The organism is Rhodococcus spongiicola (assembly GCF_004011835.1).
GTDB classification, from domain to species: domain Bacteria; phylum Actinomycetota; class Actinomycetes; order Mycobacteriales; family Mycobacteriaceae; genus Prescottella; species Prescottella spongiicola.
In genome coordinates, this window is sequence record NZ_RKLN01000005.1 from 341,815 (window position 1) to 354,841 (window position 13,027).

Genomic DNA, 13,027 nt, shown 5'->3' on the forward strand with positions numbered 1-13,027 from the left:
GCCGTCAATCCAACGCGACTGCTACGGCCGCCACAGCTCCAGCCGCGGGACGCCGGGCGTCTCGAAGCCGAGGACCTGGCCGTAGAACGACAGTTCCGCCTCACGGGCGCTGGCGATCGTCTCGGCCTTCCGGAACCCGTGAGACTCGCCCGCATAGGCGAGGTAGGCGTGCGGAATCTGCTTCCGTACGAGCGCATCGCGGAACTGTTCGGCCTGCGACGGCGGCACGATCGGGTCCGACAGGCCCTGCAGCAACAGCACCGGACACGACAGTCCGTCGACGTTGTTGACCGGCGCCCGACGGGTGTACAGGTCGGCGGCCTCCGGTAGCGGGCCGATCAGTCCGTCGACGTACCGGGACTCGAAATCGTGGGTCTCCTTGACGAACTCGACCAGTTCGGCGACGCCGTAGTACGACACGCCGCACGCGAATACGTCCGACGTCGTCAACGCCGACAACACGGTCCATCCGCCCGCCGAACCGCCTTCGATCGCAAGACGATCCGGGTCGGCGAGCCCCGCGTCGGCGAGGCCGCGGACGGCCGCGACGGTGTCCTCGACGTCGACGACCCCCCACTGGCCGCGTAGCCGGTTTCGGTACTCGCGTCCGTACCCGCTGGATCCGCCGTAGTTCACGTCGACAACGCCGATACCGCGGCTCGTGAAGTACGCATACGCCGGCTGCAGTGCAGGCGCGACATGTGAGGTGGGCCCGCCGTGCACGAACGCGACGTAGGGAGGCAGTTCGCCGTCCGGGGCGTGGTAGTCGGGGTTGTGGGGTGGGTAGACGACCGTATGCACCTCGCGCTCCGGACCCTGGAAGGTCAGGGACCGTGCCTCGGGCAGGTAGCTGGTGCCGGGTAGTGCGTCGACCGACAGCCGCACGTCGGTGAGTGCTCCGGTGTCCAGGTCGAGCACGCGTAGCCCCGGTGCGACCTGTGCTCCGCCACAGCGCAGTAGGACCCGTCGTCCGTCCACGTCGCAGATCTGTACCGACGAGATGCCTTCGAGTTCGACATCGCGAAGCGCGCCCGTGGCCGGGACGACAAGGCCCAGCGTGTCGGTGCCGACGGTGCGGGCCGTGAGGAGGTGGCCATCGTCGAGCACCGTGTACCAGCGGGCACCGAGCTGCCAGAGCGGGGCGCCGAAGTCAGCATCGATCGGGCAGATCGGTTCCACGGCATCGCCGTTCGCCGCGACGCGGTAGAGGTTCCACCAGCCGGTGCGGTCGCTGATCACGTTCAGGGTGGACGCGTCGACCCATTCGGGCTGCAGCACCGATTCCTCCGGGCCACCGAGCAGGACGTCGACCTTGCCCGAAGCCAGCGTCAGCACGCGCAGTTCGGTCCCGTCCCAGGGCATCTGCGGATGCTTCCACGCGATCCAGGCGAGACGCTCGCCGTCCGGCGACAATCGCGGGTAGGCGAGGAAGTCGGAGCCGGCGACGATCGAACGCTGCGTTGCCGGGTTGTCCTCCGCGCGTCCGTCGAGTGGGATCGCGCAGATGTCGCGCTTCGGCGGCCCGTCGCGATAGGACTCGCGCACACACCACACCTCGTCGCCGACGATCGTGAGATCGCCGTAGCGATCCGCTGACGGGGTCGGAGGAATCGGCGTGATGGGCACGGGTGCGGCATCGATGGACGGGTCGAACCGGTACAGCCTCTGGTCACTGAACTCCGCGAATACCAGCACCCCGTCGGCGGTCACCGCCCACGCTCCGCCGCCGTACTCGTGGACGCGAGTTCGCGCGTTCCACGGCGCGGGCAGGACGTCGCCCGGCTCGCCGTCCGGGCCGATACGTCTGATGGCGGACCGACCGCCCTCGGTGGGACGCTGTTCCGACCACCACACGGCGTCGGCAGCGAAAAAACCTCCCTCGACCATGTGCCCGCTGGCGGCGACGTCGGCGGCGGTGATCGGTGAGATCCACGAACCGTAGCTGGCGACGGTTGATGCGTGATGCGCCATAAGGGACACAGTAGCGATCGGGACGTACTGTTCACCCATGTCCGCACATCTACCTCGGCGGTTCACCGACGCCCCCGTGGCGCGGATGGCGACGGTGTCGGCGGACGGCACTCCGCATGTGGTCCCGGTGGTGTTCGTGGTCGTGCGGGACACGGTCTACACCGCGGTGGACGACAAACCCAAGACAACCCGCCGACTGAGGCGTCTGGCGAACATCGCCGCGACGGGGCGCGTGAGTCTGCTCGTCGACCACTACGACGACGACTGGGCGCAGCTGTGGTGGGTGCGTGTCGACGGGACCGCGGAGGTGCTGGCGGCCGACGCCGACGAGTCGACCTCAGCCATCGACGCCCTGGTTGCGAAGTATCGGCAGTATCGGTCGATGCGGCCGTCCGGGCCGGTGGTCGCGATACGCGTGCTTAGGTGGCGTGAGTGGTCGGCGACGTCGTGAAAGTGGCGTCCCGAAAGTGCGGAACGCGGCGTTTGTCCCCGGCTGTAACACACCTGTTCGTTTGACGGTCTTGTGGCACAACGCACATCGGACGACCATGGATATAGTGCGCATCGCGCACAGGAAGCGAAGCGCATGTCATCGGAAGCGAAGGTTCCTCTCATGACACGCAGAATTTCCGCAGCATTGGCCGCTGTCGCGGTCACACTCTCCCTGGGCGCGTTCGGTGCGCCGGCCGCTTCGGCCGCGTCGTTGTCCGAGGCGCAGACTCCCGTTCAGGGTTCGGTGGGGCTCTGCCTCGTCATCCCGTTCGGATCGCTGGTGCTCCCGATCTGTCTCTGATCCAGTGCACGCTGCGAAACCCAGGCCCGTTCGGCGGAGCTCACGAGCTCCGCCGCTGACGGGCTGAGCGCGACGCTCGTTGTGACGCACGCAACACCAAGCCTCCGTCGGAACACCCTCCGGAGGTGGTATTGGCGCCGGGGGAACATGCCGTTCGATACCCGCTTGCACTCGAGTGCAATCATGGGGGCCGTGAGCATTCCAGATTCCCCTCGTCTACGTCGCCCGCAGCGCGCGCTGGAGCAGTCCACCAAACTGCAGAACGTGCTCTACGAGATCCGGGGTCCGGTGCACGCGCATGCGGCACGCCTGGAGGCCGAGGGGCATCGCATTCTCAAGCTCAACATCGGGAATCCTGCCCCGTTCGGATTCGAGGCACCCGATGTGATCATGCGAGACATGATCGCCGCGTTGCCCTACGCGCAGGGATACTCCGAGTCCAAGGGCATTCTGTCGGCCCGACGCGCGATCGTCACCCGCTACGAGCTGGTGCCCGGATTCCCGGAACTCGACGTCGACGACATCTTCCTGGGCAACGGCGTGTCCGAGCTCATCACGATGACGATGCAGGCGCTGCTCAACGACGGCGACGAGGTCCTCATCCCGGCGCCGGACTACCCGCTGTGGACGGCGATGACCAGCCTGTCGGGTGGCACGCCGGTGCACTACCTGTGCGACGAGCAGAACGACTGGAACCCCGACATCGCGGACATCGAGTCCAAGATCACGGACAAGACCAAGGCGCTGCTGGTCATCAATCCGAACAACCCGACGGGTGCGGTGTACTCGGCGGAGGTTCTCTCCCAGCTCGTCGACCTGGCACGCAGGCACCAACTACTGCTGCTGGCCGACGAGATCTACGACAAGATCCTCTACGACGACGTCAAGCACGTCTCGCTGGCCACACTCGCCCCCGATCTGCTGTGCCTCACCTTCAACGGCCTGTCGAAGGCCTACCGTGTCGCCGGCTACCGCGCGGGGTGGGTCGCGATCACCGGACCGAAGGACCACGCGTCCGGCTTCCTGGAGGGTCTCGATCTGCTCGCCTCCACCCGCCTGTGTCCCAACGTTCCCGGTCAGCACGCCATCCAGGTGGCGCTCGGTGGGCACCAGAGCATCGACGACCTCGTCCTGCCCGGCGGTCGGCTGCTCGAGCAGCGCGACATTGCATGGGAGCGGCTCAACATGATCCCGGGCGTCTCGTGCGTCAAGCCGCGCGGCGCCCTGTACGCGTTCCCCCGGCTGGATCCGAACGTCCACGAGATCTACGACGACGAGAAATTGGTCCAGGACCTGCTGCTGCAGGAGAAGATCCTCATGGTTCAGGGCACCGGCTTCAACTGGCCCAACCACGACCACCTGCGGATCGTGACGCTCCCGTGGGCGCGCGATCTGGCCGTCGCGATCGAACGGTTCGGCAACTTCCTGTCCACTTACAAGCAGTAGCCGCGGCCCCCTTGTGGCTGCGGCGCGGCTGAGGCGTGGCCCGCAACGCGCCGGCTCGAGATACGAGAAACGGACACAAGAAACAATTCTGTCCCACAAGATCCACATTCGCGGAAACTTAGGGTAGTCTCACCTCTCGGCCCTCCCTGGAGGGCTCGGAAGCGCCTCGTCTTGCCTCCCCCCTGGGCGGCGAGGTACCGGTGGCGGGGATGCCCCCCTGCTCCCCGTCACCGTCGCTTACCGCAACCTCCCGCTAGCCTGTCCAGGTGCACGGACGAAGCCGATGACAACACGCCTGTCGTCCAGCGGAGAGCACAGTCCAGGCCTCCCGCCTGGCAGCCACGGACACGGCCACGGACATTTCGAGGGACCGGCACCGGTCGGTCCGATCGCAGCCCGAGTCGTCGTAGCGATTCTCGTCGCGGTTGCCATCGCCGTCGTCGGTGCAGCCGTGATCCTGTGGCCGAGCAATGAGCACGTCAGGATCCAGTTACCGTTCCAGAACGCCGACGGCCCCGCCGTCACTACCGAAGCCGGGACGATTGTTGCGCAGGACCTGGCGCCGTGCGGCAGCCCGTCCGCTGGGCGGGCGTTCTCGGGCGATCCCGCACCACCCCCGGGGACGAGCGGCGGCATCGACTGCCAACGAAGCCTCGTCACCATCGAGTCCGGGCCCAATGAGGGAACCCGCACGCTGCTCGAGATCGTGCCGGGAGCCGGCCAACCGGATCTGCGGGTCGGCGATCACATTCGTCTTGTCCGCCAGACGGACGCGACCGGCACCCCGACCTATTCGTTCAACGACTACTCACGGGGACTACCGCTGGCACTCGTCGCCGCCGTGTTCGTGGTGGCGATCGTCGCCGTCGCTCGGTGGCGCGGGTTACGCGCACTGCTGGGACTCGGATTCGCGTTCGGCGTGCTGCTCGTCTTCACTCTGCCCGCACTCCTGGACGGCAAACCCGCGATACCCGTGGCCCTCGTGTCGGGTGCGGCGATCCTCTATATCGTGCTGTACCTGGCGCACGGGGTGAACCTACGGACGAGTTCCGCGTTGCTCGGGACATTGGCGTCGATGCTCGTCGCGGCAGTACTGTCCACCGCCGCGATCGGAATGACGCACCTGACCGGCCTGTCCGAGGAACAGAACGTCAATGTCCAGGCCTACATCCAACAGGTCAGCATCACCGGACTCCTGCTGGCCGGCTTCATCATCGGGTCGCTCGGTGTACTCAACGACGTCACGATCACCCAGGCGTCGGCCGCGTTCGAGATCGCGTCGATGGACGAATCGGCATCCCGTCGGACCATCTTCGCGGCTGCGATGCGGGTGGGACGCGATCACATCGCAAGTACGGTCTACACACTGGTACTCGCGTACGCCGGCGGTGCGCTTCCGCTGCTCCTCCTCTTCAGCGCCTCGGGCGACCCCGTTCGAGACGTCGTGACGGGCGAAGCGGTCGCCATCGAGGTCGCGCGATCCGCTGTGGGCGGTATCGCGCTCGCGCTGTCCGTTCCCCTCACAACTGTGATCGCCGTGCTGCTCGCGCGCCCGCGGTTCGCGACACCGATCGCTCGACGGCGCCGCGGTCGCCACACCCTCTGACCGGAGGCCGTCGGTGCGTCCAAAGGCCGTCAGAAGCGGCCGCAAATACCGCCTACCTCGGCCCCGAATCCACGACGGGCTGCGCGGGTTCCTCCGTCGACGCCACGGTCTCGGGCCCGAAGTACGCGCGGCCGTAGCCCAGGCCGAATCCGATGACCGCGATGGCTAGGAGTGTCGCGCCCGCTGCCACGGCTCCGGCCACCTGCCAACTCGTGCCCGGGCGCGGCTTCGAGGTGCGCGACGGCCGCCGAGGCTTTGCCGCGGGTTTGGCAACCGGAACCGCGAGGAGCGCCGCCCCAGTTGCCGCCGTGAACTCCGGGGCATCCGCGACCAGTATCGGGATGGTGGAGCGTTGCTCGAGTACCGACGGCACCTCGGCGACGTGTGCCCCGCCACCGAGAACCACAACAACGTCGGGCAACAAACCGGACTGCTCGGCGAGCTCCCCGATCAGATCAGCGGAGTCTGCGATCGCCTCGCTGGCGGGAACATTGGTGTTCAGGTCCTCGCCGCGCAGCTGTGTGCTGCGTTCGGAGGCGACGATCGAACCGGTGGACCGGTCGACGACGCTCACTGTGAGCCCCGAGCTTCCGAGATCGTAGAGCACGAGCGTCCGCCGGTCCGCCAGACGCTCGTCGCGGGTCAACCGTTCGAGCACCGCGGCGTGCTCGGGGACCAGCCGGAAATTCGTGACTTCCTGACGGCGCAGCGCTGCGTCCAGTGCGGCGGCCTGGGCCTCGTCACTGTAGGCGATGCTGACGCTGACCGTCGATCCCGACTCAGCGGCGTCCGCGAGGACGATGCCGATCGCTTCTGCGGCGAGTTCCTCGGGCGCCCAGGTGTCGACGACGATCGACCGGCGCTCGGGCCTCGCCGGCGCCCCCGATGACCCGGGCTCGGGGAGCTGCACCATCCGCACGAATCCGGCCCCGACCGACACCCCTAGAACCGCACTCATAATCGCCTTCGATCGATGGCACGCCCGGGCCGAACCTCTCATTCCGGGCGTGTCTGAACCAGTCGAGCTTATAGTGTCGTGCCTACGAGCGCAGACCTGAATCTACTGTCCTCGTGTGCGGAACCCCTCGAGGCCGCGTTCCAAGCTCGCGCGCGAAGGCCTCAGTGCGCACGGCTCCCCGGATGCGTCGCGAAGTTGAGGTACGCCCTCGACGGCGTCGGGCCGCGCTGGCCCTGATACTTCGATCCGACCGCGGAACTGCCGTAAGGGTTTTCAGCGGCGCTGGTCAGTTTGAGCAGGCACAGTTGGCCGATCTTCATGCCCGGCCACAGCGTGATCGGCAGGTTTGCGACATTCGAGAGTTCGAGCGTGATGTGACCACTGAACCCTGGGTCGATGAATCCGGCCGTGGAATGCGTCAACAGCCCGAGCCGACCAAGACTCGACTTACCTTCCAGTCGACCGGCGAGGTTGTCAGGAAGCGTGCACACCTCGAGAGTTGATCCGAGGACGAACTCCCCTGGGTGGAGCACAAACGGCTCACCGGCCGTGGGCTCAACCAGCGACGTCAACTCGTCCTGCCGGAGGGCAGGGTCGATATGCGTGTACTTGGTGTTGTCGAAGACCCGAAACAGGCTGTCGAGTCGGACGTCCACACTGGACGGCTGCACCATCTCTGGTTCGAACGGGTCGATACCCAGCCGTCCGGAGGAAATCTCGGCACGAAGGTCGCGGTCTGAGAGCAGCACAGGGAGAGGCTACCGGTGCCTTCGATGCCGATCGACGGGAACCTGGACAATCGCGCCCTCTACACGAATCCGCGTCGGCCCTGGAGCGCACGTCCTACGGCTTCTGCTACAGTTTGCGCTTGCGGGGGTGAGGTGCCCAAATGGATGGCAGCCGCAGCAAAAGCCCTGCGTGCCGATGTAGTTCAATGGTAGAACATCAGCTTCCCAAGCTGAGAACGCGGGTTCGATTCCCGTCATCGGCTCTCTTGCAGGACCTGGCCGGAGCGTTTTCTCGTCGGGCTTTGCCTGTTGTCGGGCCACCAGCACCTCAAGCGCACATCAGTTGTGGCGAGGCAGGTACGAGTCAGCCAGGATTGGTCCGCAGCCACCGTCACAGCGCTTGCTCCGATTCGCGGCGGGACGCATGGACGATCCAGCCGTCGCTCCTAGCGAAGCCGTTGCGGCACAGTGGTCGTCGGCGAACAGGTGTGCGTACACGCTTGGGGTAGTGGTCACCTTCGCGTCCTCCATGAACCCCGCGAGCTCCACGGGTGGAATGCCCGCCGCCACACATGGGCGTAGGCGCGCCGCACGGCCGTCCCAATCCAGCGCGTCAGGCGGGCTTCGGGCTCGTCCGCCACTCAACGCGGCCAGGGCCTCCCCCCGGCCTCATGCAGCGGCCTGCCGACAAGAAAGATTCCTCGTATCTACATCCATCGTGAGTAACGAAATCGGACGACACACCGAAAAGTAGACCAACCACTACGTACTTGGGGGATGGCCGGATGAAGCGTTCGAGGTTCGTTGTCGCTGCTGTTCTGTTGACAGTCGGGATGGGCATCATCTCCGCGCCGACAGCAGCCGCTGAGGATACGGGGACCGGAGGCCTCGAGTGGCAGCCGTGCAGTGACCGCTTCCGCCTCCCGTGGGAGCCGGCAACGCTTACAACGGATCCCGTACTCAGCCCGTTCGGAACGGCGGACATCTACTGCAAATCATGGCACGGCGTCACCGCGGTCTATCAGCTTGACCCGTCCGGCAACAGGCACGAACTTGTGCGGTCCTTGGGTGCGTTCGAGGGTGCCGGCAGCTTGGTCGACTTGGTCGGCACGGAGGGTGCTTTCGACCTGTACAGCCCAATGGGCAGCATCATGCTCCCGTTGACGCTGCCGCTGCCGTTCTACGTGTGGGATCCGGCAACGTACTGACTCGGTGTTGTCGACCCCGAGATCCTATTCGCAAGCCACCCCGTCGCCATCGCCGTCCATCCCCAAGCGGTATCCCGGCTGCCCGATCCGCAGCGGTGCCGCGCCCGCGGCGCGTGCGGCCGTGCAGTTGGGGTAGTAGACCTCGCCGGTCAGCGTGGACACGCCCATCGGCGAAGTGCCGCTCAGGGTCGGCTGCGACGTCGGGGCTTTGCTCCCAGCGCCTTCCGTGCTCGAAATCCCGGATCCCGCCCCGCCGCATGAGGCGAGCTCGCGCGCCATCGCGTCGTGCTCTGCCTGCGTGACCCATAGGCCGTAGGCAATCTTCACCTCGATCTGCCGCTCGACGTACGTGCAGCGGTACGCCGAATTGGGCGGCAGCCATTCCGACGCGTCGGAGTCGCTCTTGGCCTGATTGGTTGGGCCGTCGACGGCTTGCAGATTGCGCGGATCGTTCGCGAGGTTGCGGCGCGTCGCCTCGTCGAGTTCCTGCGCGCCCTTCTGCCATGCGTCGGACAGCGCGACGACGTGGTCGATCTGGACGGCACTGGGGGTGTCTGGACCGCGGACGAACCGGAGTTGCTTGCCCGTATAGGCGTCCTCGAGGGTGCCCGAGAGCACCGTGCAGTCGCGGGACATGGGATCGGTGGTGGTGTAGACGAGGTCGCGGCCAAGGATGTCGTTGCGGGTGTCGCAACCGTTGCGGCCACCGTCGACGGTGACGTCGTCGGTCCACGCCTGACCGAACTCGGCTCGGTCGTATCCGTCCTTGGAGGCGCGTGGCTTGATCGGCAGCGCAGCCAGACGCTCCATCGCACCATCGGCGCCCGAGTCACCGTCCGGGCGATCCGATGTCGTGTCGACCGCCGCGGAGTCGTCCGACGCGGGGGTCGGAGATCCCTCCGACAGCGTGTCCGCGCTGCAGCCTCCCGCGAACAGCACGGCGACGACTATCAAACCGGCTACCCAGGAGGTGTCGACTTTCACTGCACTCATCGCCGGCCGAACCCCCGCCCCTCATGCGAATTAATAGCGGCGGCAATGCTAGCTGTCGCGAACGACAGTGCCCCTGGGCGGCGACGGGCCCGCTCGCGGTGCGAGCGGGCCCGTCCAAGGTAATCGGGGACGTCAGTCCTGGGCGAGCGGCGGCAGCGTCACTACCTGACCGGCGTAGGACAGGCCGGCTCCGAAGCCGATCAGCAGCGCCAGGTCGCCGCTCTTCGCCTTACCCGTGCGGAGCACTTCCTCCATCCCCAGAGGAACCGACGCGGCCGAAGTGTTACCGGTCTCGGCGATGTCGTCGGACACCGCAACCGACTCGGGCAGCTTGATCTGGCGCGCGATGACCTCGTTGATACGACCGTTCGCCTGGTGCGGGATGAACGCGCCGAGATCCTCCAGCTCGACACCTGCGCGCTCGACGGCCTGCGTGGCGACCTTGCCCATTTCGAACGCCGCCCAGCGGAAGACGGTGGTGCCATCCATCCTGATCCACGGACCACCCTTCGACTGATCCACTCGGAACTCGGCCCAGTCCGGCTCCTGGCGGATCGCGTTCGCCTGCGAGCCGTCCGAGCCCCACACGACCGGACCGATCCCGGGGACGTCGCTCGGGCCGACGACGGCCGCGCCGGCACCGTCGGCGAAGATGAACCGCACGCTGCGATCCGTCGGCTCGGTGCTGTCGCTCATGCGCTCGGTGCCGATCACGAGCACGTAGTCCTCGGTTCCCACGCGGACCATGTCGGACGCGACAGCCAGCGCGTAGGAGAAGCCGGCACAACCGGCGGTCACGTCGAACGCCGCCGAGCCACCAGTGCCGAGCGCGTCCGCGACGAGCGACGCACACTGCGGCGTGAACAGCGGGTAGGTGGAAGAGGCGACGATCACGGCACCGATCTGCTCACCAGTGATGCCGCTGACCTCGAGAGCCTTCCGGGCGGAGGCGATGGCCATCGAGAGGACCGTTTCCTCGTCGCTGGCGAAGCGGCGGTTCTTGATGCCCGAACGGGACTGGATCCACTCGTCGCTGGAGTCGATGGTCTGACAGATCTCTTCGTTGCTGACGACCCGCTCCGGGCGGTAAACCCCCAGCCCGAGCATGGCGGACTGCCTGAGCACGGTGGAGTTCGAGATCTGCGCACCCATGTTCTGGTCTCCTCTGCATCCAAATTCTGCGGCGCCTAGCGCCTCGGGACAGAGCCCGCGCGGCTCTGTCTATCACAACACGGTACTTCGCAAATCGGGCCAGCAGTGTTACTTCGGCAACGAAGCCTCGCACAGCACGGGGTACTCCGGCCCGCACGATCGCGGGTCTACCACCAGCTACAGACCATGCGATGGATCGCGACAAATCACATTTTCGAGTATTTCCAAACTCATTTCGGACAATTTCAAAACGGAAAATGACGATCTCATAAATGCCTTCGTTCCCTCTCGTAGAAATCGCCGCCCCCGGCTAGCCTGTTACGCGCGCCAGAATGTGGTCGAAGCGCCCAGAATTCGGTCAAACCTCCAGCAACAAGCCGTTTTCCGACACCGATGGGAACATCCGTGAAACGAAACCGAGTTCAGTCCGCCATTGCAGTCCTGATATGCGCGTTCGCCCCCACTCTCGCCTTCTCCCCACCCGTCGGCGCCAATCCGAACTCGGTCAATCCGATTCCCGTCCTCAACGGCACGAACGGGGTTCCGATGCTGCCCGGGCGCAGTCAGGCCGTCGCCCAGGTGACCGGCCTGCTGAGCGCCAACCGGACCCAGGACTACAACGTGCTCGGCACCGACCTCGGCATCATGTGGGACAACGGAAACGGGCAAGTCCTCACCGCCTTCGGCGATACCGCCGGCCTCGGCATTCCCAACCTGCTGAACGGCAGCCTGTGGTCGTGGCGCAGCAGCATCCTCGTGCGTAGCTCGGATGGCTTCCTTGCCGACGGCATGACCTTCGACAGCACGCCGTTGGACATCGTCGGCCAGTCGAAGGAACTGATATTCAGCCCGAAGATTCCGTTCGTCGAAATCAGCCGCATTCCGACCGCCGGCATCGCTGTCGACGGGGTGCAGTACATGAGCATGATGTCGGTGAAGAACTGGGGCGAGCCCGGCAAGTGGGAGACGAACTACTCGAGCTTGGCCTTCTCGACCGACAACGGCGAGAACTGGGTCGAGGCCACCGAGACGCGCCGCCCCCAGGAGGGCGGCAACCGCAATTTCCAAATGGGCGCTTTCATCAAGGCCGGCGGATTCGTCTACCAGTACGGCACCCCCGCCGGCCGAGGCGGCCTCGTCTACCTCACGCGCGTTCCGGAGCACAAGATCCGCGACCTCGGGGCGTACGAGTACTGGGACGGCGGCAAGTGGGTGCCCAAGAACCCCGACGTGGCGGCGCCGATCGTCTTCGGCGGCGTGGGTGAGCTGTCCGTGCAGTACAACGAGTTCCTCGGGCAGTACCTGATGCTCACCACCGACGGGCGCAACTCGGTCGTGATGCGTCGCGCGCCGGAGCCCACCGGGCCGTGGAGCGCCCCCGAGGTGCTGATCGACGCCAACGAACTCCCGACCATGTACGGCGCATACATCCACCCGTGGTCGTCGGGCCCCGATCTCTACTTCCTCACCACCGTGCACAGCAACTACAACGTGCTGCTCATGCGCACGACGCTGCACCCGTGACTCGGGTCGCTATAGCGTCGTATCCATGGATGCGCGGGAGTGGGACGAACGGTATTCGCAGACCGACATGGCCTGGGGTGCGCCACCGAACCCGGTGGTCGTGGAGTTCGTGACATCACTGCCCGCCGGTCGGGCGCTGGACCTCGCGTGCGGGGAGGGCCGACATGCGCTGTGGCTGGCGACACGAGGGTGGCAGACCACCGGGGTCGACTTCTCGCCGGTGGCCGTGGAGAGGGCCCGGAAGATAGCGGCGCAGGCGCCGCGTTCGGTGCGCGAACGCCTCAGCTACGCGGTTCGACGACATCACCACGACGAACGCCCTGGACGCCAAATACGACCTGATCCTGATGCTCCACGTCCATGTCGAACCCTCTCGGCACCGCGCAATTGTGAGCCGGATCATCGACGCCCTCGAACCCGAGGGGATCCTCATGATTCTCGACCACGAGACGATGGACCACGCGCATGGCGCTGGTGGACTGCCTGATCCCGAATTACTCTACTCACCAGCAGATTTGAAGGATGAAGTCGGTGGGCGACTCGACGTGACGGTCGCCGAGAGGCGCCATCGGGACACCGATGGCGGACCAGCGGTCGACGCGCTCCTGGTCGCGCGCAGGCCCGTATCTTGGCAGCTAACTTAATCTT

The 13,027-nt window shown here is 66.1% G+C and carries 11 protein-coding genes, 1 tRNA gene and 1 pseudogene; 8 read left to right on the forward strand and 5 right to left on the reverse strand.

Translation table 11 applies throughout. The features are described 5' to 3' along the window. Positions 1 to 21 precede the first annotated feature (21 nt). A complete protein-coding gene (locus tag EF834_RS15095; RefSeq protein ID WP_127948142.1) occupies positions 22 to 1,971 on the reverse strand; it encodes a dipeptidyl-peptidase 5 in 1,950 nt (649 codons plus the stop codon). Positions 1,972 to 2,008: 37 nt separating this feature from the next. Between EF834_RS15095 and EF834_RS15100 the strand changes: the two genes are divergently transcribed. The 4 genes from EF834_RS15100 (at position 2,009) to EF834_RS15115 (ending at position 5,816) form a co-directional block, all read left to right on the forward strand. After that, entirely contained in the window at positions 2,009 to 2,422 is a 414-nt protein-coding gene (locus EF834_RS15100) for a TIGR03668 family PPOX class F420-dependent oxidoreductase (protein WP_127948036.1), read from the forward strand. Positions 2,423 to 2,584: 162 nt separating this feature from the next. Continuing rightward, on the forward strand, positions 2,585 to 2,764 hold the full coding sequence (locus tag EF834_RS15105) for a hypothetical protein (RefSeq protein ID WP_127948037.1): 180 nt from the start codon (positions 2,585 to 2,587) through the stop codon (positions 2,762 to 2,764). Positions 2,765 to 2,947: 183 nt separating this feature from the next. After that, positions 2,948 to 4,210 (forward strand): pyridoxal phosphate-dependent aminotransferase, encoded by a 1,263-nt coding sequence (locus tag EF834_RS15110; RefSeq protein WP_127948038.1) that lies wholly within the window; start codon positions 2,948 to 2,950, stop codon positions 4,208 to 4,210. 283 nt (positions 4,211 to 4,493) lie between these two features. Further along, complete coding sequence (locus EF834_RS15115; RefSeq protein ID WP_127948039.1) at positions 4,494 to 5,816, forward strand: YibE/F family protein; 1,323 nt, start codon at positions 4,494 to 4,496, stop codon at positions 5,814 to 5,816. Between the two features lie 52 nt (positions 5,817 to 5,868). Here EF834_RS15115 and EF834_RS15120 read toward each other — a convergent pair whose 3' ends face one another. Both EF834_RS15120 and dcd read right to left on the reverse strand, forming a co-directional pair. Beyond that, a complete protein-coding gene (locus EF834_RS15120) occupies positions 5,869 to 6,774 on the reverse strand; it encodes a hypothetical protein (RefSeq protein ID WP_127948040.1) in 906 nt (301 codons plus the stop codon). Positions 6,775 to 6,935: 161 nt separating this feature from the next. Beyond that, positions 6,936 to 7,523: a dCTP deaminase gene (dcd, locus tag EF834_RS15125; protein ID WP_127948041.1), complete on the reverse strand. Its 588-nt coding sequence runs from the start codon at positions 7,521 to 7,523 to the stop codon at positions 6,936 to 6,938. A 171-nt stretch (positions 7,524 to 7,694) separates the two neighbouring features. Here dcd and EF834_RS15130 point away from each other — a divergent pair. Continuing rightward, positions 7,695 to 7,765: transfer RNA gene (locus EF834_RS15130), tRNA-Gly, on the forward strand. Between the two features lie 522 nt (positions 7,766 to 8,287). Next, positions 8,288 to 8,710, forward strand: coding sequence for a hypothetical protein (locus tag EF834_RS15140; protein ID WP_127948043.1), 423 nt, complete (start codon positions 8,288 to 8,290; stop codon positions 8,708 to 8,710). 24 nt (positions 8,711 to 8,734) lie between these two features. Here EF834_RS15140 and EF834_RS15145 read toward each other — a convergent pair whose 3' ends face one another. After that, positions 8,735 to 9,703, reverse strand: a complete 969-nt coding sequence (locus tag EF834_RS15145) for a GmrSD restriction endonuclease domain-containing protein (RefSeq protein WP_127948044.1) — start codon at positions 9,701 to 9,703, stop codon at positions 8,735 to 8,737. Between the two features lie 132 nt (positions 9,704 to 9,835). Next, positions 9,836 to 10,855, reverse strand: coding sequence for a beta-ketoacyl-ACP synthase III (locus tag EF834_RS15150; RefSeq protein WP_127948045.1), 1,020 nt, complete (start codon positions 10,853 to 10,855; stop codon positions 9,836 to 9,838). A 393-nt stretch (positions 10,856 to 11,248) separates the two neighbouring features. Between EF834_RS15150 and EF834_RS15155 the strand changes: the two genes are divergently transcribed. Together EF834_RS15155 and EF834_RS15160 are read left to right on the forward strand one after the other, a co-directional pair. Continuing rightward, positions 11,249 to 12,379, forward strand: coding sequence for a DUF4185 domain-containing protein (locus EF834_RS15155; protein WP_127948046.1), 1,131 nt, complete (start codon positions 11,249 to 11,251; stop codon positions 12,377 to 12,379). A 25-nt stretch (positions 12,380 to 12,404) separates the two neighbouring features. Continuing rightward, positions 12,405 to 13,023, forward strand: a pseudogene (locus tag EF834_RS15160) (class I SAM-dependent methyltransferase). The last annotated feature ends 4 nt before the right edge of the window (positions 13,024 to 13,027 follow it).